The following is a 21,729-nucleotide window of genomic DNA, read 5'->3' as shown; positions in this document are numbered from 1 at the left end:
AATTGACTGTCACTCAGCGACTGTTTCTCAGCGACGATACTCAACTTCCACGTCGTAATCGTCTTCGTCCCAGTCGTCGTCATCTAGGTCATCTTCAAACTCATCATGAGCTTCAAGTGTATTCTTGTGGTAAGTGTCCCACTTGAATTCTACTTCTTTCTTCTCTTCTTCCTCTTCCAGTTCAGCTGGAAGAGTTTCAATGAAGTCCATAATGTCGTTACACAAAGGATCTAGGTTCATCTTTTGGAACGCAGAGATTTGATAAACTGGGCCTTCCCAACCCAACGCATCGATCACGTGCTGACAGCGTTCTTCAGCTTCTTCTTCAAGTAGTAAATCGACTTTATTAAATACTAACCAACGGGGCTTTTCTGCCAATTTAGGGCTGTATTTTTCAAGCTCTTCAATGATCGCTTTTGCGTGCTCGGCAGGATCCGTTTCATCAACAGGGAAAATATCTACCACGTGAAGCAAGATTCGACAGCGCTCTAAGTGTTTTAAGAAGCGTATACCTAGGCCAGCACCATCGGCAGCACCTTCTATCAAACCAGGAATATCCGCAACAACGAAGCTTCGCTGTGAATCTTGACGAACCACCCCTAAGTTAGGCACAAGGGTTGTAAACGGATAATCAGCCACTTTAGGCTTAGCTGCTGATACAGAGCGGATAAAGGTTGATTTACCTGCGTTAGGCATACCAAGTAAGCCAACATCGGCTAGAAGCATAAGCTCTAGCTTAAGGTTACGAATTTCACCTGGTGTACCATTGGTCTTTTGACGTGGGGCACGGTTCGTACTGCTTTTAAAGCGGGCATTACCTAAACCGTGAAAACCACCTTGTGCCACTTTAAGCTTTTGACCATGACGAGTCAGGTCACCTAATACTTCGCCAGTATCACTATCAGTAGCACGCGTGCCAACAGGCACCATTACGGTGAGGTCTTTACCTTTCTTACCGATACAGTTGCCGCCTTGACCATTTTGGCCACGCTCAGCACGGTGAAAGCGCTCAAAGCGATAATCGATCAATGTATTTAGGTTTTCATCGGCCTGTAAAAATACACTGCCGCCGTCACCACCGTCGCCACCGTCTGGGCCACCTTTAGGTACGTATTTTTCCCTTCTAAAGCCAATTGTACCGTTGCCGCCGTCACCGGCTTCAACGCGAATTTCAGCTTCATCTACAAATTTCATTTATCGCTCCGGGCTGTAATGCCGTGGGTTATTAACTTATTTAATGCGAATACTAAGTTTACACCAAATTGCGCATCGGCGCTTTCGAGTCTACTCAGCATTCTAAAAAATTGAGAAGTAAAACCTTGCTCAGCGCTAATTCATTTTCAGAATATAATCGCTATTAATTAAGAACAGAAAAAGAAAGAAAGGTTTCACAAAACAAAAAACCCCGCAAGCGCGGGGTTTTTCTAAGCCTGTTCGGCGAGAAGCTTACGCGCTTACTCAGCTACGATGCTTACAAATTTACGGTTCTTCGGTCCTTTAACGTCGAACTGAACTTTACCGTCTTTTAGTGCAAACAACGTGTGGTCTTTACCGATACCCATGTTGTCACCAGCGTGGAAACGAGTACCACGTTGACGAACAATGATGTTACCAGCAAGAACAGATTCACCACCAAAGCGCTTAACACCTAGGCGTTTACTTTCTGAATCACGACCGTTTTTGGTACTACCACCAGCTTTTTTGTGTGCCATGTGTTCGTGCTCCTATTATGCGTTGATACCAGTGATTTTCACTTCTGTGAACCACTGACGGTGACCCGCTTGCTTACGAGAGTGCTTACGACGACGGAACTTAACGATTTTTACTTTATCGCCACGACCGTGTGTAACAACCTCAGCAGTCACCTTACCACCAGCAACGATTGGTGTGCCGATTTTTACGTCGTCACCGTTGCTTACCATTAAAACTTTGTCAAATTCAACCGTTTCGCCTGGGGCTACTTCGATTTTTTCAAGACGAACGGTTTGGCCTTCGGCCACACGGTGTTGTTTACCGCCACTTTGGAAAACCGCGTACATAGTTAACTCCGCTCTGCGTCCACTGACGCTTCAATTCAAAAAACAGGGCGCGAATTGTACGTGAAACATCCGTAAATCACAACCCCGATTCGCAGAAAAATAGATTATTTTTCCAACATGGGGCGAATTATGCCCCAATTGCGTATTTGATGCAGCTTCAAATGCCCAAAAACCGTTAAAAATTCACAAATTTTTTTAAAAAAACAGTAAAAATTTTTAGGTCGTATTAAATCAAAATGGAAATATTGATAGGTCAAATTACATAGAAATGCGATCCAAACAGCGCAAGATCACGCGAGCGAGATCGGCAAACGATCCCCAAATATGCATTGCGATCAGCCTGCGATCGAGCTGTTGGATCCCACGAATAGGATCGTTTTTACGATTACTACTTCCCCACTTTGTATCTGTGACTTGGGGCAATGCTACTACCCTAATTGAGAAACAAAGTTGCTCTTAAACACTTCGTTTTCTTCATACAAACGTCAAAAAATAGCGACTTAACAGGAAAAATTATCGAGAGCACCTATAATTGCATGTGATCGCATGATTAAGGGGGCGTACGTGCGGCAAACCGCTAAAAACGGAACAGAATTTATATGAAGAATGCAGCCCCACCTTTTTCACATCTGGTTTAACCGTATTTGAGGAATTACACGTAAATGCGTTAAGCCGTCATTTTTTAAGACAATTTGGTGGATAGTACAGATGATTAAGGTACAATCGCCACCAATAATTGCCCAAGACGTAAGAGTAAGTATTTATTGCCATGCCTATGGATATAGATCAAATCCGCGCCCTGTCTAATGATGATATGCAGGCGGTCAACCAGCTGATTCAACAACAAGTCGACTCTGATGTTGCCCTAATTAATCAGCTTGGTTTTTACATTGTAAACAGTGGCGGCAAGCGATTACGCCCACTTCTTACCGTGTTAAGTGCGCGGGCTATGGGAATAGACAACAACGATCACCATACCCTTGCGGCGATTGTTGAATTTATTCATACCGCTACCCTGTTGCACGACGATGTAGTTGACGAATCGACCATGCGCAGAGGGCGAGAAACGGCCAATGCTATTTTTGGCAATCAGGCATCAGTGTTAGTGGGTGACTTTCTTTACACCCGTTCTTTCCAAATGATGGTGAGCCTTAAACGCATGCGCGTTATGGAGATACTGTCTGAAGCCACAAACCAAATTGCTGAAGGTGAAGTGTTACAGCTGATGAACTGTAACGATCCCAGCACTACAGAAGCACGTTACTTTGATGTTATTTACGGTAAAACGGCGCGTTTGTTTGAAGCTGCTACGCAGTTAGCGGCTGTACTGACCGACCAAAATGAGCACATTGAACACGCTATGCAAGAATACGGTAAGCACCTAGGCACAGCCTTTCAGCTAGCTGACGATATACTTGACTACATGGCTGACAGCGAAGAAATGGGCAAGAATGCGGGCGACGATTTAGCTGAAGGTAAGCCTACTCTGCCATTACTTTACGCTATGTGGCACGCAAAAAATGACGACGACAAAGCGCTTATTCAAGAAGCTATTGAACAAAGCAATGGCCTACCACACTTGACGCGGATTCAAGGCATTATGGAAGAAACCGGCGCTTTGGACTACACACGTGAATGTGCACAAAAAGAAGTACACATGGCTATTAACAGCTTAAACGCTATTGAAGATTCTGAATATAAAGAGGCGTTAATCGCGCTGGCACATATTTCAATTGAGCGTACGAGCTAACTAGCGATAAATAACTAATTGTCGATAAGTGATATGAAAAGGCGTGTTGTAAGCAACACGCCTTCTTTATTGGCAATTACCAATTATGAAAACTAGTTAATACCAGTCCGCATAGATAATTATTAAAAAGCTAGCCTTCGAGCATGAAGCCTATCATCCCCACTAAAAAACCAAGAATACCGCCAAGCGGAGGAAGCCAATGGTTTTCCATACGAATTTGCGGTGCAATATCCTGAAACACCGAATAAAGTATTCCACCTGCGGCAAACAGCATTATACCGCTCATTATAACGGGGAACTGCGCTAGATAGTAAAAGCCTAACAAGCTAAACAAGGGGCCAAGTAGCGCCATTAATACAAAGATAACAATGAGTTTGGTTCTGCGCTGCTTGTTCTTTGGCAACATTTCCCTATACGCATTAAACCCTTCTGGTAAGTTTTGAACTGCAATCAGTAGGCCTAATAACATGGTACCTCCGCCTAACGCTGCCGTAGTACCAAGTGCGATAGACTCAGGCACGAAGTCGCTAAGCATGGCGGCAAGTTGACTACCAGCGGTTTTCTTTTTCGCCAAGTAAATATCAAGGGCCATAAAAGCTAAGGCACCGCCAACGAAGCACATTATGGCCGCAAATACCGATACGTCTTTTATGCCTTCAGGTACGAGCACAAGTCCCACCGCCGAAATTAGCGCTCCTGCTCCTAACGCTAAAATGCCATGGCGTAACTCTTTTTCTAGCCACTTAGGCTGAATGCCTTGATAAGTCGCTAAAATAGCGCCTGCGGGCATAGCAAGACCCGCCACCGTTGCCATTATTAATAAACCTACAATATCGCCTTGTGGCATAACGACTCCTTTCTAATCATTGCTTGTACATCTTCCTATTGATTACTACACACAGCACCATTGGTTTACAAATAATACCAGTCCGCATAGATAATTACCCACTCAGCGAGAGTTAAAATGTTCGTAATCGCGGCGTGTTACCGCAGGTATAGTGGTTCTACATCGAGGTGACGCAACAAAGAGAACGTACATTTTAAAAGCGCGTAACGAAAAAGAGCAGCTTAAGGCTGCTCTTTGCATTTATAACGATGGGTTGTGTTGGCTATACACAAAAATCGATTAATTTAAGTCCAAATCTCGGGTCATGTTCTCGTTCTTATCGCGATGCACAATAATGTTGTCTTCAATGCGAATGCCGCCAAACGGTTTGTATGCATCAATGGTATCCCAGTTGATGTACTTAGACGCAGGCGTCGCTTTAAGGTCGCGCAGTAGACTATCGATGAAGTACAGGCCCGGCTCAATAGTGAACACTTGACGCGCTTCTACCATACGCGTGCAGCGTAAGAACGGGTGATCATCAGGAGCAGGCTTAGGCGTGCCTCTGTCATCATTAACCAATCCGCCCACATCGTGTACCTGCAGCCCCAAGAAATGGCCAATGCCATGTGGGAAGAACGTGCGTGTTATACCCATTTCCACGATTTCTGGCGGCGTTAGGTTCACCATGCCGGTATCGTGAAGAATTTGCGCAATACCATCGTGGGCTAACAAGTGAATGTCTATGTAGGCTACACCCGGCTTTAACGAATCGACTAAGGTCAGCGTTACCTTATCTACCGCTTGAATGAGGTCGCGGAACATCGCTGAATTATGAACACCTTCTTGAGCGTAAGTACGTGTAATATCTGCCGCATAGCCATGATAATTTGCACCCGCATCAATCAGAAAAGAACGCGATTCTTTTGGCGCTACGGTATCACACTGCATGTAATGCAGAATTGAAGCATGCTCGTTAAGTGCCACAATACTGGTATATGGTACGTCGTTGTCACCTTGTCGACTTGCTGCAGCATAGGCAAGATTGATATCAAACTCGCTTTTGCCTTCACGGAAGGCTTGCTCAGCGGCCTTATGACCTGCCACCGCCAGCTTGTTAGCTTCACGCATGCAGTCAAGTTCATAGTCGGTTTTATAAGCACGTTGATAGTGCAAATAATGCAACACGCGGTCTGGATTTACATTGTCAAAACCCAACGCTTTTGCCACTTCAATATATTCGCCTACATAGGCAAAACGGCTTTTATCGTAAGGCAGGAATTTCTCTACCGCATCGGCTTGTTGAAGTAGTTTAATGTCGAAGCTGTCAGTCCAAAAGTCATTTGGCTCTGGCGGCACTTTGTGCCAGAAATCTTCAGGGCGATAGAAAATAAGCGTAGGCTTGTCTACACCGTTTACCACCAGCCAACAGTTAGGGTTATCAATAACAGGCACCCATGCTTTGAACTGCGGGTTTACCTTAAATGGGTAGTGATTATCGTCCAAGAAAAGACGTTTGCCCTGCCCTGAGTGAATAACTAGTCCGTCTAGCCCTTCTCGCTGTAATGCTTCGCGAGTTCTAGCTTGAAGCTCTTCGATATGCTGTTGGTAGGTTGCTTTATGTTGCGACATAGCCCCTCTTATCTTTTTAGTCGTTAGTTAGCTACTAGTGTATCACGAGGCCAGCATGACATGCATACTGGCTCAGACCGCTGTGCTGTTGTATACGTTAAGTTTCCCAAACTGGTAAAATAATAACGTAATGAAAGGCGTACCCGTATACGCCTAACCTTTGATAGCTATCGCGGTGCTAGTTGCAGTGTACCTGTTACCGGATGTGTACTTACTGCATCTGCCGATGGGATCATATCGCGGGTAAGTTGAGGGAAGATATTCTCGTTTCCACCTAACTGCTGGTCGTAAATATGCTGATACGCCATCACCGCCTTCACGTAAGCACGGGTTTCTTTATAGGGAATATTCTCAATCCAAATATCCACGGGCAGCGCTTCATTAGCAGGTAACCATTCCAACACTTTGCGCCAACCAGCGTTATAAGATGCGGACACCAGCACAGGGTTATTGTTTAACTTGTCCATTAAATAACGCAGGTACTGTACGCCGTATTCAACGTTATCGTCTACCTGAAAAAGTGTGTTACGACTTACTTTCTCTTTTGCTACATAACGCGCTGTTCCCGGCATAAGCTGCATGAGTCCTGCCGCTCCCACCGAAGAGATAGCATCGCTTCTAAACGAACTTTCGCGGCGTGCAATAGCCATAGCCAGCGACTTTGAAATGCTGTATGCCTGCGACTTTTCGCTGAATACATCGTTAAAGGCCAGTGGGAATCGGCGCTCGACATCATCCCAATAGCCACTTCGCGCAAAACTGGTAATAGCTTGATCGTACAAGCCCCACTCATACGCCAAAATGCCCGCATCGGTCACTTTCGATTCGGGTAAATGTGACAGTAAATAAAACCACTCACGGCGCGCTTCTGTGGTTCTGTCTAACCTGAAAAATTCAACAGAGCGCATGGTGGCAGGGGTTTTCGCCACACTGGCAATAGCTGCCGTGTCTCTTGGTGCTGGCGTGTGTGCAAGCGACGGAATTTCGCCTATGTGCGCACTTGCCATAAAGCCATAATAATGGCGTTCTTGAGAAAGCTCTTTATAAAGCACGGTAGCCTGCATAGTTTGACCAAGCGCTTCTAAAGCACGGGCTTTCCAATAGCGATAGTTTTCTTCTTGCTGCAAACTGGCAGGAGCGCTATCAATAACATTAACCACTTCCTGCCACTTTTTCGTGCGAAGCAAATGGGAAATATGCCAAAGCTTTACATCTTCACTGGCACCCTGCACATCAGCAAGTTCAAGCCAATGATGCGCTTGAGGAAGGCGGTCTAGCGTGTAGCTAAGCGCTATTGCTCTTCGCATAACGTGCTGCTGCGCTGGCGAGAACACGTTTTTGTCGTTGTAGCGGTTAAATACCGTGCCGGCTAAGTCAGGGTTTCGCCAAGCAAGTTTCTCGACCGCCCATACGATTACCTCAGCTTCATGCGATGCATTTTTTAGTGGAAAGAGCGCCGTTCTATTTACTCGGCTGGTGTCGCGGGTTACCGATAGCCACGCGTCAGCCAGGTATTGCTTATCACCGGGAAGTTGGCGCTTAAGATAAGAGATAATGCTTCGGTTATCTTCTTTCGCGGCAATCTCTATGCGCTTGATCACCATTTCGGGTGTCATCATGCCCGCTTTTTTCCACTTAGCAAAAAGCGGATCGCATTCATCCGGTTGCGACTGACCGTGAAGCCATAAAGCGTCGACTTCGGACAAAATAGCTTGTTCGCTTTCACCTTCTTTTAAACGAAAATTAAGCGCAATACAGGTTAGCCTTGCTCCCATGCCCGGGCGATAATTGTCTAAAAAAGTGCTGCGATAATCGTTCTTAGCAAGGTAATTAAGCCATTTATAACGCACACCGTAGCTTACCGGCTGACCATTGAAATCTTCTAGAAACTGCTTAACCTCGCGCTTTGTTCTTATTGACATCGTGCGCTCTAGCTTGAGTCTAAGCAGATAAGGATAAAGTGGATAATGCGCCAGTTCATAAATGTCGTTGTCGAGGCGCTGAACGCTTCGCTTCGAATACGTTAACAGCTTTTTTTCAACTTCTAGATAACGAGCGCGATCCTTTTCGAAAATATCTTCGGGTAGTGTTAAAGGCTGTGTAGCCCATGCGCCGATAGAGAAAAATGAAGAGAGCGAGCAAACAAATGCCCCCACAAAGGTGGCGAACAATTTATTGTTTTTTGTCAGCGAGCGCTGACCTAACCACGAACTAAAATAAAAACCAGACACAATAGAACTCCTACCCTGCTCTACACTCGAACGCTTATGAGCGCTGGCAAATTTGCCGAATCGAGCTGATTGTAAAATGTTGCTGAAAAAGCAGCATTGCGACTGATCCACTACGTTCGTTTGATAAACGAAGGGAAGATTTCAGCCTGGCTCCTTGCCAAAGAAGATGTTGTGCCAGCCGTCGTTAGCTATGCTTTACACACATAGTTGACATGATTGTAGATTATTCTTTTGCTGGATTGGCGCTTTGCGTCAATAACGCTCATTATACAACCACCAATGGCGAAATGAAGCTTGAATTCGATATTTACACTTGAATTTAAGTCATCCGACCACTACCTTAGACAAATTGAAACGCTTGTTTGATTTTTTGTTGAAATTTTGTGTGGCTTTGTAAAGAATCTAGCCACCCTAACGCGTTAGTGAATGCATACGACCCTACAAATTAGTTGGATTACTTCACTAACATCCTGGCCAATGCCGAAGGAGATGATAATGATATACACAGGCAAAAGTCTTTCCGTCAGCCTGTTAGAAGACGGCTTTGCTGAGCTGGTATTCGACGCCCAAGGTTCAGTAAACAAGTTCGACCGCCAAACGGTGAGTGAACTTGACGAAGCAACTCAAGCCCTACTTGCTAAAGGCGATGTTAAAGGCTTAGTGGTACGCAGTGCAAAACCTGCATTTATCGTGGGTGCTGATATCACCGAGTTCACTGGCCTATTCGCCATGGACGATGCAGAAGTACTACAGTGGGTTGCCAATACATCACAAGTATTCGACCGCTTCGAAGACCTACCTTTCCCTACCATCGCTGCAGTTAACGGCTTCGCTCTAGGTGGCGGCTGTGAGATGGCATTGGCGTGTGACATGCGTATTGCAGACACTACTGCTTCAATTGGTTTGCCAGAAGTTAAACTAGGCCTAATGCCTGGTTTTGGTGGTACGGTTCGTCTACCTCGCCTTATTGGTTCAGACAACGCCCTTGAGTGGATGACCACTGGCCGCGACAGAAAAGGCGCGAAAGCCCTTGCTGAAGGCGCAGTTGATGCCGTTGTTGCACCAGAAGCACTTGTTGAAGGTGCGCTTTCAATGGTGAAAGACGCCGCTGACGGTAAATTTGACTGGCAAGCGCGTCGTGCGGTTAAGAAAGCCCCACTACAGCTAAACAAAAACGAAGCCATGATGAGCTTCAGTACTGCTCAAGCTATGGTATTTGCGCAAGCTGGCAAACACTACCCAGCACCGCACAAAATGGTTGAGACTGTTCAAAAAGCAGCGGGTCTAGACCGTGAAGGTGCACTTAAGCTTGAAAATGAAGGCTTTGTAGCGTTAGCGAAAACAGACGCTGCGAAAGCGCAAATTGGTATTTTCCTTGCCGACCAACTAGTTAAGAGTAAAGGTAAGAAGCAAGCGAAAGCAGCGACTAAGCAATCTAAGCTTAACGCTGTGCTAGGCGCAGGCATCATGGGCGGCGGTATCGCATACCAGAGCGCAGTGAAAGGCACGCCAGTTATCATGAAAGACATTAACCAAGGTGCACTAGACCTTGGCCTTTCAGAAGCAGCGAAGATCCTTGGTAAAGGCATGCAGCGCGGTAAAGTAGACGCGGCCAAAATGGCGCAAACACTTAACGCTATCACGCCTACCCTTGAGTACAGCACGCTTAAAGATGCAAACCTTGTTATTGAAGCGGTTGTAGAAAACCCGAAAGTAAAAGGTATTGTGCTTAAAGAAGTAGAGGACAACGTAGCGGACGACGCTATCATCTGTTCAAACACTTCTACTATCTCTATCAATCAGCTCGCTGAAAGCCTAGACAAGCCAGAGCGCTTCTGTGGTATGCACTTCTTTAACCCAGTGCACCGCATGCCGCTTGTTGAAATTATTCGTGGCGAAAAAACCTCTGAAGAAACCATCAATGCAGTAGTAGCCGCTACCCTTAAAATGGGCAAAACCCCAATTGTGGTTAACGACTGCCCAGGGTTCTTGGTAAACCGCGTATTGTTCCCATACTTTGCGGGCTTCAGTAAGCTACTTATCGACGGCGCTGACTTTGTAGCGGTTGATAAAGTAATGGAAAAAATCTTCGGCTGGCCAATGGGCCCAGCATACCTAATGGACGTTGTAGGTATCGACACTGGCGATCATGCAGCAGACGTAATGGCAGCGGGCATTCCAGAGCGTATGGCTCGTCTGGACAATGACCCGGTAACTCTTTTCTACAAAGAGCAGCGTTTAGGCCAGAAGAACGGTAAAGGTTTCTACAACTATGGTGTTGATAAGCGCGGCAAGCCGTCTAAAACACCTGCTGAAGAAGCATATGCTCTAATGGCACCACACGTAGCTGACAAGAAAGACTTTGAAGCTGACGACATTATTGCACGCCTTATGATCCCTATGGCAAACGAAGCAATTCGCTGCTTAGAAGAAGGCATTGTAGATAGCGCAGCTGAAGCAGATATGGCGCTACTTTACGGCTTAGGTTTCCCTCCATTCCGCGGTGGTATTTTCCGTTGGATTGAAACCATTGGCTTGGCGAACTTTGTTGCTATGGCAGACAAGTACGCTGAACTTGGTCCTATTTATCAGATCTCAGACGGCGTTCGTGAAATGGCCGCTTCTGGTAAATCCTATTTCGCATAAGACCCGGAGGAAAAACTAATGAAAGAAGTGGTCGTAATCGATTGCGTACGCACCCCTATGGGTCGTTCAAAAAACGGTGTTTTCAGAAATGTGCGTGCAGAAGACTTATCTGCTGCGCTAATGACCGCGCTACTAGAGCGTAACCCTGGCGTAAACCCAGCGGAAATTGAAGACATCATTTGGGGCTGTGTTCAGCAAACTAAAGAACAAGGCTTCAACGTTGCACGTAACGCGCAACTACTCACAAAAATTCCACGCACTACAGGCGCGGTAACGGTTAACCGTTTGTGTGGTTCATCAATGCAAGCCCTTCACGATGCAACAAGCGGCATCATGAGCGGCCGTGGTGACATTTACATGATTGGTGGTGTTGAGCACATGGGTCACGTGCCGATGAACTACAACATCGACTTCCACCCTGGCCTTGCTAAGTACACGGCGAAAGCGTCGGGCATGATGGGTATGACTGCCGAGCTACTTGGCCGTCAAAACGGTATTACTCGTGAGCAACAAGACGCATTTGGCGCACGTTCGCACCAGCTAGCGCACAAAGCACACCTTGAAGGCCGCTGGGCTAACGAGATTGTGCCTGTTGAAGGTCACGATGCAAACGGCGTATTAAAGCTAATTGACTACGATGAAGTAGTACGCCCAGAAAGCACGGCTGAAAGCATGGCCGCACTTCGCCCAGTGTTCGACCCAGTAAACGGTACTGTTACTGCGGGTACATCTTCGGCGCTGTCTGACGGTGCATCGGGTATGCTGCTTATGTCAGCAGACCGTGCGAAAGAGCTTGGCCTAACGCCTCGTGCGAAAATTCGCGCAATGGCTGTGGCGGGTTGTGATGCGGCAATTATGGGTTACGGCCCAGTGCCAGCAACACAAAAAGCCCTCAAGCGCGCTGGCCTTACTATGGACGATATTGAACTTGCTGAGTTTAACGAAGCGTTCGCAGCACAGGCGCTATCGTGCATTAAGCAACTAGGTTGGATGGACCACCTAGATACTAAGATTAACCTTAACGGTGGTGCAATTGCACTTGGTCACCCACTAGGTTGCTCTGGTTCACGTATCTCAGGTACGCTTATCAACCTAATGGAATCACAAGACGTAAGCCTAGGCTTAGCGACTATGTGTATTGGTTTAGGCCAAGGTATTGCTACCGTATTTGAGCGTGTATAAGCGTTTAAATAAGCACTTTTAAAGCTAATTATTGAAAAGGGCCTTCGGGCCCTTTTTTGTTGATTCTAATTACTTTTCAGATTACTTCAAAATACGAGATAAAGGACTTACCACACCCTACGCACCTTGCTGAAGCACGTGAGTATAAATTTGCGTGGTCTTTACGTCTGAATGACCTAACTGTGTTTGCACCGTTCTAATATCAGCGCCCGATTGCAGCAAGTGCGTTGCAAAAGAGTGGCGCAGCGTATGAGGCGTAACTTTCTTTTTAATGTCACAAGTTTTTGCCGTGTTCCGTATTGCTTTTTGTATACTCGATTCATCAATATGATGTCGTCGCACTCTATTGCTTTCAGGATCGACAGATAATCGAGAAGAAGGAAATAAATAATGCCAGCCTAACTCTCTGGGCGCGTTTTTGTATTTCAAACGTAATCGGTGAGGTAGATAAACGCCTACGTACTTTGGATTTTCTAAATCAGCCGCCAAGAAGTTTTCTACCATAGCGATTTGTCGTGTAAGACCCGGTTTTAATTCCGCAGCCAACGTTACAATGCGATGCTTACCGCCTTTCCCATCCCAAATGCGAATAGCGTTGTAGTCAAAATCAATGTCTTTAACTCGTAGCCTAACCGCTTCCATTAGCCGCAAACCACTTCCGTACAATAAAGATATTGGTAACTTTAGGTTGGCAGGAATTTGCTCAAAAAGAGAAACGACCTCTTCCTGCGTTAATACAACTGGAAGCTTGGCTTGCCTACGACTTGAAACAAAGTTGAGTTCGCATGAAAGTGGGCGCTCTAATATATCGCGATATAAGAACGCCAATGCATTTAACGCACTCGCCTGAGTGGCCGGAGCCACATTTTTAGCGTTAACTAGGTGAGACAGAAACACTTCAACTTCTTTGTCTCCCACTTCAGAAGGGTGTCTATTATTGTTAAAGCGAATAAAGCTAATTATCCATTTACTGTAAAGCTCTATGGAGCGCTTCGCATAGCGACGGTTTTGCATGTGCTCTATCACCATTTGCATGAACATTGATTTCATTTTTTTGAATTTAATTACTGTAAATAAAAACAGAATTGCGGTTTTTGACTCGTCCGTAAAATAAAAAGGAGAGATTCCGTACTTAAGTACGGTGTTTTCAGATACTAAGTGTAGGTTATTGATGGAAGTGTATTTACGTGCGAAAGTGATAAAACTATAAATGTGATATATGGAAACTATCCACTTTGCATAAAGGATCTTTTCCTTACACTAAATTGTTATGCGCTTCGAGAAGTCTGAGATGCAACCACACAAAAAAACTGTTCTTACTGGGGCGCTAATTTGCGTGGTAAGTCTCGTGTTCTTATTGATAGATTTAACTTCAAACTATGAACAATATTTGGGAGCTGCTATAGGTCGCGAAACAGTATTGGTTACTTCTAAAAATGAGTTTGAGATACGAAACGAGAACTATAAAGGAAGGAACGGTCCCAGAGTATATGCTTATCATGCTGAGCCTGTAAGAGGAAAGCTGATACACTCATTGTCACCTATCGAGGCAGGGACGAAAGTAGACTGCTTATTAGTTAACTCAACCTGCTTTGCAAAACCTGCTGCTCCTTTCGATTATTTGAAAAATAGTAGAAAGCGAGCACTTTGGAGATATCTAGGTTTTTTTATTTTGGGTTTATTGATTATTGCTTTCTCAAAGCAAATAGCAAAACGTGTTGGCTAGTGGTTCCAGCGCATAACAAGCCACTCAAGGCTCTCGCTTCGCTCGCTGGGACGCTAACACATGGGCTGCGTCACTTCGTTCCTAATTTTAGCACATGTGTTATCGCCCCTTAGTGGGAAGTTATATGCTTTTCAGGAAGCCCATCAATAAGGAATTTTATGAATCTAAACGCTACATTTTGGGGGCAAGCACTCTCCATCCTCGCTTTAGTTGTAATTTTTCTTACCATCAAATTTGCTAAAGGAAAGGCTGACAATATCGGGTTGGTTGCCATTTACGCCTTCTTGCTCAACTTCTTGATTCCACCTGTTGGATGGTTCTATTGTTACCGATGGGCAAATAAATAATTACCTAAAACAAATATCATCCTCTATGTAGCTAGGGTTTGTTTTTATTAAAGTGGATGTGTAAAAGGTTTTAAATTGTACGCATATAACAACTCAATCAACACACTCACTTCGTTCGCTGGGACGCATACACGCGGGGCGGCTTCGCCATTATGCCCCACATGTCTGCGCCCGTTATTTAAAAGTTATGCGATTGGTGGGACATGGATAAAAAATTAGAACGTTCCAATGCAGATAAGGTCTTAAGAAGACTAACTAACCAAATCAAGCCACTTGGTTTTGTTCGAACAAAACCAACGTTTTGGGTTAGAGAACAAGAATATTTGGTTCAATTCATTCATATACACAAGTTCACATTTGGCCCGTGCTTTAGACTGCACACGTGTGTTAGACCTTTAAATTCTGAATTGGAATTTATTGGGTTGTTTGGTCCAATCGAGCGGGAACTTAGCGCCACTACCAAATTTGAATACACGGAGGCCTCAAACTCTGTAGAAAATTGTGCTTCTGCAATGTCTCAGTTTATCTCAACATTTTCAGAAGAGTGGTATGCAACTCTTGGTAGCTTAGCGACATTACTGAGTTCAAAATCAGTACTAGACGCACAGGAAAAAACGTCACTTCAAGAATCCTTAGATGGGAATTCAAAAATATCTAACATCGAAAGAACGAGGTTGTTATTAAAAATCGCATAACAAAACACTAAAGGCACTCGCTCTGCTCGCTGGGACGCTAACACATGGGCTGCGTCACTTCGTTCCTAATTTTAGCCCATGTGTTATCGCCCCTTAGTGGGGTGTTATGTACCAGGATAGTTCAGTGGTTTATAAGGTTAAATGGAAAGATCTTGCTAGGCACATGGTCAAGCAACTATTTATCATCATTTCTGTTGGTTTTACCATAGTGATGTTGGTTCGTTTCGCATCATCATCTTTTGATATCGACGAGACTTTCAAGCACGTTAGCCTTGTTCAAATTCCCCTGATATATCTCGCTATCTTTTTGTTTAGCCTATTCTTTGGCGTCACAATTAGTTATTTGCTTAAATGTTCATATATAACCATCGAAAATGACATAATCAGCGGTAGAAACTATTGGTTGCTTAAAAGGCATTTTCGTATGGGAGAAATCGAGAAAGCATTTCCATTTAATAGTAATGGTATGCCTGTGGTGGTGGTCGATGCAGGTAAAAAAGGCCAGATATATGTACCGCTCCACATCGAACACGCAGATGATTTGTTTAGAAAATTAGACCAATATGCGTAAAGTACATAACAAACCGCTGTAGACGCACGCGGTGCGTGCTGGGACAAAAATACGTGGGCCGTCCTCGCTTCGCTCGTTATTATAGCCCACGTATTTTTGCCCCTAAGCGGGGTGTTAGCCCCCATTCGTTAATTCATTCAAAAATAAAAAATCGTTGCAGTGTTTACGCCGGTGTCATCACTCGTTTTAGCGTCCCACCGCCATTGGTTATTTTAGTGTCCAAAGCTATCAACTAATCAAGGGCGTTTCTTCCCGTGGTTTGCGCGGCGCGGGCAGTCTTTCGCTGTAAGCGGCCGGTGCTTTTTTCTGCAATCGTTTCGTGCAATTGTAGGGTTCATTGGCAACGCAGCTTTATCAGTTCCGGCAAATGGTTGCGGCAAAAATCAGTTGTTGTTTTTCTGGTGGTTGTTTAAGGTAAATGCAAATCAGGGAAGGGCAATTAGATAATGCAAACATCTTGGTGCAGGGCAGCAAAGCTGCGAACGTTCAGTGTTAGGGCTAACAAAGCGCAGCACGGGACAATAACGCGCAGTTCCCCTTTTTTGCAAAGAGCGCAAAAAAGTGGCCCTTCGCTATTGCCCGTGTGCTAGGTGTTAGTAGCCATATGAAAATGGAGACAGCAGTGGAAATAGATGAAGATAAAATCGATGAAGCGGCACTTGCTCTGTTTTACCTTACTCTGCACGACAAGTTTGGTAGGGCTTGGAAGCAAATAGATTGGAGTATCACCGACCGGCTTTATGAAAAAGGTTATATTCACGACCCTGTTGGCAAATCAAAGTCTGTTGTTTTAACTGAAGAAGGGCTCGCCAAATCAGAAGAGCTATTCAAAAAGTTATTCGTCAAAAGTGAGTGAGTATTGTGCGCATAGCTCAGCTGTTGCTCTAGGATGTATCGGCGTGGCAACTAACAAGCCAATTAACTCACTCACTTCGTTCGCTGGGACGCATACACGCGGGGCGGCTGCGCCATTATGCCCCACATGTCTGCGCCCGTTATTGGAAAGTTAGGTGCACAAGGAGGATTTATGCATCGTATTCTTTTCGTAATAATTCCTTTATTGATATCTGGTTTGTGTTCAGCCGATGAAGTTCTTGGATACAAAGGTAAGAATGGAAAAGTGTTCGGTTACGAAAGCGTTGAATTAGCATTAGAAGCACTTCGTAATAAGCCTAATGTCGATATTAGTGAGAAGGGGGGTTGGACGATTGTTAGTGACAATGCCGAAAGAGCTTTGTGGTCTTTTGCGCCCGTTAACCACTCTGCATACCCGTCTGTCGTGAGGCGAGCTGTCGTTGAAGAAAACGGTCAAATTTTTATCGACACCCAGGTTCGATGCGGTGCGGAAAAAGTCGACTGTGACAAATTGGTCCAGGACTTTATTGAGTTAAATAACAAAGTAACTCAAGAGGTTAACGATGCTAAAGGCACCTAACAAACCGCTGTAGTCGTTCGCTGGCGCTCACTGGGACAAAAACACGCAGGCTCCCAGTCGCTTCGCTCCTAATTCTAGCCTGCGTATTTTTGCCCCTAAGCGGGGCGTTATATTCTCGAATGGAAAAGGAGAATTGATATGGATGTAAATAATTCTAAAAGCTTCAAACTCGTAATATTTATTTTGTCGGTCCTACTTTCTGGTTTTGTCCTAAAGCTTGCAGGATTAGACGCTTCGCAAGCCAATATCGTTAAGCTTTCCAACTTCTCCCTTCCAATTTTCATAGTCTTCGGCATTTGCGTTAGCTGGACTTACAACTCAATCCATTTTTTGACAGAGCGCTTTTATCAAAAACGAACATAACAACCCAATCAACACACTCACTGCGTTCGCTGGGACGCATACACGCGGGGCGGCTTCGCCATTATGCCCCACATGTCTGCGCCCGTTATTGGAAAGTTATACGCCGTAGAATATGGATACTCTGAAAAAATTAAATAAGTCTTGGATATCACATCTTGAAGGCATTGAAATTATCATTCTCCCTTCAGGCATAGCGATAGCATTTTTACTAGCTTATTTGGATATTTTGGAATTGCCGATTGGTGCAGGGCTTACTTTCATTTCAAGCTTCACTTCTGTTATTTTGCATCATCTTGCGGTTTACAATCTCGTTCGTTGCCCCGAGTGTGGTGAAAATTTGGCAAAGTTTAAAAACGGCAAAAATATCCCGATCAATCAGTTGTATAATGGGTTCGCAAAATGTTCGCCTTGCAAGCACTGCGGATGGGCTGCGAGTAAAGGCGTATAACAAACGCCTCAACAAGGACGCAAAAAGCTTGGCTTGCGTCACTTCGTTCCTAATTTTAGCCAAGCATTTTGCGCCTGTTAGGCGGGCGTTATATTTAAAGGTACATTAACCAAGGAAGTTTAAATTGAAACCATTTTCCTCTGTTGAGTCTCGCAATTTTAGTAAATTGCTTTTAGTTTCCAGAATAGCTGCTACTTTTTCGCTTTTTATGCTTATTTTAGGAGTAGGCGTAACGCTGTGGACGGCCTTCACCGAATCACTATCACATGCAATTCCATTGATGCCTATAATTGTTTGGTCAATTTTAATCTTTTTGTTTACTGGCATTATTGCTGTGCTTGTCTCAATAGAGGAGCATTTAAGAATGCAAGAAGTGCGCGATGTAAGAAACGGCAAAATATAACAAAAAAATCAAGTCGTGGGCTAAAGCCCACTGGGACGCTAACGCGCAGGGCCGCTTCGCTATTTTGCCCTACGCGTTATCGCCCCTTATTTAAAAGTTATACGTCAGGGAGACAGCATGCGCTTTACTCTTTTATTGCTTCTGGTCATTTCATTTTACTCAAATGCTAGTGACGAGATTACAATTCATATAGGTGAGACGAGTTACTCTATAAACGACTCAGATAAAATGCTAACTAATACGGAACTAGAAATTGAATTGTCGAAAATAGAGTTTTCTTCAGTCACTTTAGACATAGATTATTGCGCAGAACCGTCATTAATTGCAGAAGCTTACTCAGCAATTGCGAACAGCAAACCGTCAGTATCCAACATTCAACTGAAAGCAGGCGGTAGCTCTGAAGAAACTAAGTGTAAAAACGTATAACAAAAAAATTAAGTCACTCACTTCGTTCGCTGGGACGCATACACGTGGGCTGCTTCGCATTTTAGCCCACGCGTACGCGCCCCTTATTTAAAAGTTATAAGGCGTCAGCCTAAACTACGTTTGGCTTTATAAAAATCCCAATAAAACTACCCTCGCCTGTTTTCATTAGCATCGCTCTGGCTTTTGGGAGGTTTAAATCCGCCGCTTTCAATTCAAAGGCGGTGTAATAGGCGCTTTGTCGCCAAGTTATTAGTTGAACCTCGCAAGCGCCATTACACTTGATAGCTCAGATGGCGGCTTGCTTCAGTCAATTCAAAAACATCAATGCACAGTCGTTTTGCTTGTTTGTGCTAACAATCAATCGTATGCTGGCTTCAACAGTTTTTAAAAAGACCAAAGGAACTGGCTTTGCTTATAACAAGGCGCTTAAGACCACTCCCTTCGGTCGCTCGGACGCATTTACGCGGGGCGGCTTCGCCATTATGCCCCACGCAAATGCGCCGCTTAGCTTAATGTTATACACCACTGTAATTGATAGATAAGATGGATTTTATTACCAACAAAAAACCAAGCAACGGATATAAATTTGGTGTTGCTCTCGTCGCTGTATTAGCAACATTGCTTATGGGTTTCCTCATACTCTCCGGTACAGTATCGCTTACGCAAGGAGCGCTTTATTGCTGGTTCCTAGTCAGCATCGTTTTTTATATGGCAGGGCCAGTGCTTGGCAAGCGCAAAGAGTATTTCGGAAACGAACCATCTTCACAAATCATGCGGGTAAATTTGTTGCCGTACTTTTTATTCAGTTTTCTGTGTGGTGGTATCGCGTTTTATGGTTGGCTATCTGGTGTATAACAAAAAAATAAAGTCACTCGCTAGCGCTCGTTGGGACGCTAACACGCAGGGCCACTTCGTTATTATGCCCTACGTGTTATCGCCCCTTATTTAAAAGTTATACACCACCCATTTTTTAGTAAAAGTCAGGCCGAAGTTCAGTGCTTTTTTACAACGGCTTTGGGGGTTCGTTTTAGTTTTTGGTTAGCATCAAAGGTAACTTAAAAGTTCTGCTTTTCAACTCAAGCCGCCCTCTTCTTAGGCAGCAAGTAAAAGTTTAAAACACTGGTTGTCTTGTTCGGTGCTTTTACTCTATTTTCTTCAACATGCTGGCAGTTAAGAAACGGTTTGTGTATAACAAAAAAATTAAGTCGCCTGCTAGCGCAGGCTGGGACGCATTCACGTGGGCTGCTTCGCATTATAGCCCACGCGTCTGAGCCCCTTATTTAAAAGTTATGTGCCGCTAGACTATGCCAGATTTTAAAATTAAAACTGAATTCGCAGCAAGAGAGAAAAAGTTCTTAGGGGGTTTGCTTGTTTTCGCGCTCCCTTTTGCTGTTGTAGTTGTTATTAATTCTTTTTCGTCCGAATACATAAATCCCGGTTTTCCTTTCGTCATCATGGTGCTAGGTTTTATGTTTGCTACTTTTACATGGTATCGATGCCCTAAATGCAACTCGATACCGCGTGCTTCAGGAAACCCTGGGGTGCAGCTGTTTGCTAAAAAGTGCGGAGAGTGTGGAGCTCAACTAAGGTGAAAGCACATAACAACCCAATCAACTCACTCACTTCGTTCGCTGGGACGCAGACACGTGGGGCGGCTGCGCCATTATGCCCCACATGTCTGCGCCCGTTATTGGAAAGTTAGCCACTAATACGTATGAAAAAAATTAAACTGTTTTTATTATTATCTCTTTGGTCGATGAATGTACTGGGAACTCAATCAAAAGAAGTCACTTTTTGGGATTGGTTTTCAAAAAATGAAAATAACCTTTTTTACTTAGAAAAAGACCAAGAAAGACTCTTGGACTCTATTTCTTCTGCGCTTAATGAATACGAAGATGGATTGGTATTCGAAATATCCAATCCCTTAAATGGGAAGCGTAAATTTATAATTAGTGCAGATGGAATTTCAGAACTGTTCCCAAGTGTGCAGGCGTTAAGTAAAGCTGCGCCTGTCTTAGATAAATGGGAAGTTATTGCGTTCAGACCAAGGATGGAAGACTATCAGAATTTTAAAATAGACTATGCAGGCAACGAAATAGATGCTTCAAAAATATGGATTTACTACAGAATCCAAGATGGCTTTTTTGATCTCATAATTTATCACCCAGAATACACTGACGAAGAACGAGACCTTTTTGTTTCTGCATCTTACATACTCTTAGATATGGCATTGGGAGAATACAACGTGACTACAGGTATAAGATACATTGATCATCAGAGACTCCCAGCAGATCCAACAAATGTTGGTCTATTGCCATTTTCAGAATTAAGGAACGCATTTGACTCCTATAATAATAAGTAGGGGCGTGGCTAACAAAACGCTCAAGTCGTTCCCTTCGGTCACTGGGACGCTTACACGCGGGGCCACTTCGTTATTATGCCCCACGTGCAATCGCCCCTTAGCTTAGCGTTATATGCTTTTAGGAATTTGAAAAAGGAATTTTAATGAATAAACAAAGCAACGCCTTTCATTTAGTCACTAAAGCATTCGCACTGCTAGGTGCGTTTATTTGTGGCTTTTTTGCAGCAACACAATTTATTTCGAGCTTATTTGCGTTACCAGACTTAATTGCTGTATTGCTTGGCTGTGCTAAAGCAGTTTTAATTGCACTACTCGCTTTGGCTTTTTGGAATGCAGGCACACATAGTAAAAACTCTTTTCAAATAAACCCGTTCAGTGGGCCAAGATAACGAGCACTGAATTCAAGGTTGTTTATGCACGCATATAACAAACAAATAAAGTCGTGGGCAAAAGCCCACTGGGACGCTAACACGCAGGGCCGCTTCGCTATTATGCCCTACGTGTTATCGCCCCTTATTTAAAAGTTATGTGGCTCAGGATATTCATGGATAGAAATACTAAAAAAGCACTGAGATGGGATTCTGGTTACAGAACTAAACCAGTCAAACCAGACAAAGCTTCTTTTTCAAGTGGTAAGTATTCTATGG

21 protein-coding genes are annotated in these 21,729 nt (G+C 44.3%); 14 read left to right on the top strand and 7 right to left on the bottom strand.

The genetic code is table 11. The annotated features are described in order from the left end of the window. Window positions 1-27: 27 nt before the first annotated feature. The 3 genes from cgtA to rplU form a co-directional block, all read right to left on the bottom strand. Complete coding sequence (cgtA, locus tag MHM87_RS15610; RefSeq protein WP_014948151.1) at window positions 28-1,194, bottom strand: Obg family GTPase CgtA; 1,167 nt, start codon at window positions 1,192-1,194, stop codon at window positions 28-30. Window positions 1,195-1,454: 260 nt separating this feature from the next. Continuing rightward, entirely contained in the window at window positions 1,455-1,712 is a 258-nt protein-coding gene (gene rpmA / locus MHM87_RS15605; RefSeq protein WP_012517170.1) for a 50S ribosomal protein L27, read from the bottom strand. A 15-nt stretch (window positions 1,713-1,727) separates the two neighbouring features. Further along, window positions 1,728-2,039, bottom strand: a complete 312-nt coding sequence (rplU, locus tag MHM87_RS15600) for a 50S ribosomal protein L21 (protein WP_012517169.1) — start codon at window positions 2,037-2,039, stop codon at window positions 1,728-1,730. Window positions 2,040-2,814: 775 nt separating this feature from the next. Between rplU and ispB the strand changes: the two genes are divergently transcribed. Further along, entirely contained in the window at window positions 2,815-3,789 is a 975-nt protein-coding gene (ispB, locus tag MHM87_RS15595; RefSeq protein WP_239260071.1) for an octaprenyl diphosphate synthase, read from the top strand. A gap of 130 nt (window positions 3,790-3,919) precedes the next feature. On the opposite strand, the gene MHM87_RS15590 is transcribed toward ispB, so the two are convergent. The 3 genes from MHM87_RS15590 to MHM87_RS15580 form a co-directional block, all read right to left on the bottom strand. Continuing rightward, a complete protein-coding gene (locus MHM87_RS15590; protein WP_239260069.1) occupies window positions 3,920-4,636 on the bottom strand; it encodes a divalent cation transporter in 717 nt (238 codons plus the stop codon). A gap of 279 nt (window positions 4,637-4,915) precedes the next feature. Continuing rightward, window positions 4,916-6,247 carry a Xaa-Pro dipeptidase gene (gene pepQ, locus MHM87_RS15585; protein ID WP_239260067.1) on the bottom strand — a complete coding sequence of 444 codons (1,332 nt, stop codon included), beginning with the start codon at window positions 6,245-6,247 and terminating at the stop codon, window positions 4,916-4,918. A gap of 167 nt (window positions 6,248-6,414) precedes the next feature. Next, complete coding sequence (locus tag MHM87_RS15580) at window positions 6,415-8,478, bottom strand: transglycosylase SLT domain-containing protein (protein WP_239260065.1); 2,064 nt, start codon at window positions 8,476-8,478, stop codon at window positions 6,415-6,417. 495 nt (window positions 8,479-8,973) lie between these two features. Here MHM87_RS15580 and fadB point away from each other — a divergent pair, with 495 nt between their 5' ends. Both fadB and fadA read left to right on the top strand, forming a co-directional pair. After that, the gene (gene fadB, locus MHM87_RS15575; protein WP_239260063.1) at window positions 8,974-11,124 is read left to right on the top strand and encodes a fatty acid oxidation complex subunit alpha FadB; all 2,151 of its coding nucleotides are present in this window, start codon (window positions 8,974-8,976) and stop codon (window positions 11,122-11,124) included. A gap of 18 nt (window positions 11,125-11,142) precedes the next feature. Continuing rightward, the gene (gene fadA / locus MHM87_RS15570; RefSeq protein WP_069943690.1) at window positions 11,143-12,306 is read left to right on the top strand and encodes an acetyl-CoA C-acyltransferase FadA; all 1,164 of its coding nucleotides are present in this window, start codon (window positions 11,143-11,145) and stop codon (window positions 12,304-12,306) included. A gap of 117 nt (window positions 12,307-12,423) precedes the next feature. On the opposite strand, the gene MHM87_RS15565 is transcribed toward fadA, so the two are convergent. Further along, the gene (locus MHM87_RS15565; RefSeq protein ID WP_239260061.1) at window positions 12,424-13,356 is read right to left on the bottom strand and encodes an integron integrase; all 933 of its coding nucleotides are present in this window, start codon (window positions 13,354-13,356) and stop codon (window positions 12,424-12,426) included. Window positions 13,357-13,597: 241 nt separating this feature from the next. Here MHM87_RS15565 and MHM87_RS15560 point away from each other — a divergent pair, with 241 nt between their 5' ends. From MHM87_RS15560 to MHM87_RS15510, 11 genes are all read left to right on the top strand, one after another. Beyond that, the gene (locus MHM87_RS15560) at window positions 13,598-14,032 is read left to right on the top strand and encodes a hypothetical protein (RefSeq protein ID WP_239260059.1); all 435 of its coding nucleotides are present in this window, start codon (window positions 13,598-13,600) and stop codon (window positions 14,030-14,032) included. Window positions 14,033-14,582: 550 nt separating this feature from the next. Then, the gene (locus tag MHM87_RS15555) at window positions 14,583-15,074 is read left to right on the top strand and encodes a hypothetical protein (protein ID WP_239260057.1); all 492 of its coding nucleotides are present in this window, start codon (window positions 14,583-14,585) and stop codon (window positions 15,072-15,074) included. A gap of 124 nt (window positions 15,075-15,198) precedes the next feature. Further along, window positions 15,199-15,645: a hypothetical protein gene (locus MHM87_RS15550; protein WP_239260055.1), complete on the top strand. Its 447-nt coding sequence runs from the start codon at window positions 15,199-15,201 to the stop codon at window positions 15,643-15,645. Between the two features lie 604 nt (window positions 15,646-16,249). Further along, complete coding sequence (locus MHM87_RS15545) at window positions 16,250-16,501, top strand: DUF6429 family protein (RefSeq protein WP_239260053.1); 252 nt, start codon at window positions 16,250-16,252, stop codon at window positions 16,499-16,501. Between the two features lie 171 nt (window positions 16,502-16,672). Next, window positions 16,673-17,080 carry a molecular chaperone DnaJ gene (locus MHM87_RS15540; protein WP_239260051.1) on the top strand — a complete coding sequence of 136 codons (408 nt, stop codon included), beginning with the start codon at window positions 16,673-16,675 and terminating at the stop codon, window positions 17,078-17,080. A 475-nt stretch (window positions 17,081-17,555) separates the two neighbouring features. After that, window positions 17,556-17,891 carry a hypothetical protein gene (locus tag MHM87_RS15535; protein ID WP_239260049.1) on the top strand — a complete coding sequence of 112 codons (336 nt, stop codon included), beginning with the start codon at window positions 17,556-17,558 and terminating at the stop codon, window positions 17,889-17,891. Window positions 17,892-18,015: 124 nt separating this feature from the next. Beyond that, window positions 18,016-18,294, top strand: a complete 279-nt coding sequence (locus MHM87_RS15530) for a hypothetical protein (RefSeq protein ID WP_069948994.1) — start codon at window positions 18,016-18,018, stop codon at window positions 18,292-18,294. Between the two features lie 117 nt (window positions 18,295-18,411). Continuing rightward, window positions 18,412-18,720: a hypothetical protein gene (locus MHM87_RS15525; protein WP_239260047.1), complete on the top strand. Its 309-nt coding sequence runs from the start codon at window positions 18,412-18,414 to the stop codon at window positions 18,718-18,720. Window positions 18,721-19,263: 543 nt separating this feature from the next. Beyond that, window positions 19,264-19,575 (top strand): hypothetical protein, encoded by a 312-nt coding sequence (locus MHM87_RS15520; protein ID WP_239260045.1) that lies wholly within the window; start codon window positions 19,264-19,266, stop codon window positions 19,573-19,575. Between the two features lie 859 nt (window positions 19,576-20,434). Continuing rightward, window positions 20,435-21,082: a hypothetical protein gene (locus tag MHM87_RS15515; protein WP_239260043.1), complete on the top strand. Its 648-nt coding sequence runs from the start codon at window positions 20,435-20,437 to the stop codon at window positions 21,080-21,082. Window positions 21,083-21,225: 143 nt separating this feature from the next. Further along, a complete protein-coding gene (locus MHM87_RS15510; RefSeq protein ID WP_239260041.1) occupies window positions 21,226-21,471 on the top strand; it encodes a hypothetical protein in 246 nt (81 codons plus the stop codon). Window positions 21,472-21,729 lie beyond the last annotated feature (258 nt).

This window comes from Alteromonas sp. Cnat3-28 (assembly GCF_022348265.1).
Taxonomy (GTDB): Bacteria; Pseudomonadota; Gammaproteobacteria; order Enterobacterales; family Alteromonadaceae; genus Alteromonas; species Alteromonas macleodii.
This window is presented reverse-complemented; position numbering and strand designations above follow the sequence as displayed.

Coding starts and splice junctions, on each gene's coding strand:
- cgtA (WP_014948151.1), bottom strand. CDS start 1,194: ATGAAATTTGTAGATGAAGCTGAAATTCGCGTTGAAGCCGGTGACGGC.
- rpmA (WP_012517170.1), bottom strand. CDS start 1,712: ATGGCACACAAAAAAGCTGGTGGTAGTACCAAAAACGGTCGTGATTCA.
- rplU (WP_012517169.1), bottom strand. CDS start 2,039: ATGTACGCGGTTTTCCAAAGTGGCGGTAAACAACACCGTGTGGCCGAA.
- ispB (WP_239260071.1), top strand. CDS start 2,815: ATGGATATAGATCAAATCCGCGCCCTGTCTAATGATGATATGCAGGCG.
- MHM87_RS15590 (WP_239260069.1), bottom strand. CDS start 4,636: ATGCCACAAGGCGATATTGTAGGTTTATTAATAATGGCAACGGTGGCG.
- pepQ (WP_239260067.1), bottom strand. CDS start 6,247: ATGTCGCAACATAAAGCAACCTACCAACAGCATATCGAAGAGCTTCAA.
- fadB (WP_239260063.1), top strand. CDS start 8,974: ATGATATACACAGGCAAAAGTCTTTCCGTCAGCCTGTTAGAAGACGGC.
- fadA (WP_069943690.1), top strand. CDS start 11,143: ATGAAAGAAGTGGTCGTAATCGATTGCGTACGCACCCCTATGGGTCGT.
- MHM87_RS15565 (WP_239260061.1), bottom strand. CDS start 13,356: ATGAAATCAATGTTCATGCAAATGGTGATAGAGCACATGCAAAACCGT.
- MHM87_RS15560 (WP_239260059.1), top strand. CDS start 13,598: ATGCAACCACACAAAAAAACTGTTCTTACTGGGGCGCTAATTTGCGTG.
- MHM87_RS15555 (WP_239260057.1), top strand. CDS start 14,583: ATGGATAAAAAATTAGAACGTTCCAATGCAGATAAGGTCTTAAGAAGA.
- MHM87_RS15545 (WP_239260053.1), top strand. CDS start 16,250: ATGAAAATGGAGACAGCAGTGGAAATAGATGAAGATAAAATCGATGAA.
- MHM87_RS15540 (WP_239260051.1), top strand. CDS start 16,673: ATGCATCGTATTCTTTTCGTAATAATTCCTTTATTGATATCTGGTTTG.
- MHM87_RS15535 (WP_239260049.1), top strand. CDS start 17,556: ATGGATACTCTGAAAAAATTAAATAAGTCTTGGATATCACATCTTGAA.
- MHM87_RS15525 (WP_239260047.1), top strand. CDS start 18,412: ATGCGCTTTACTCTTTTATTGCTTCTGGTCATTTCATTTTACTCAAAT.
- MHM87_RS15520 (WP_239260045.1), top strand. CDS start 19,264: ATGGATTTTATTACCAACAAAAAACCAAGCAACGGATATAAATTTGGT.
- MHM87_RS15515 (WP_239260043.1), top strand. CDS start 20,435: ATGAAAAAAATTAAACTGTTTTTATTATTATCTCTTTGGTCGATGAAT.
- MHM87_RS15510 (WP_239260041.1), top strand. CDS start 21,226: ATGAATAAACAAAGCAACGCCTTTCATTTAGTCACTAAAGCATTCGCA.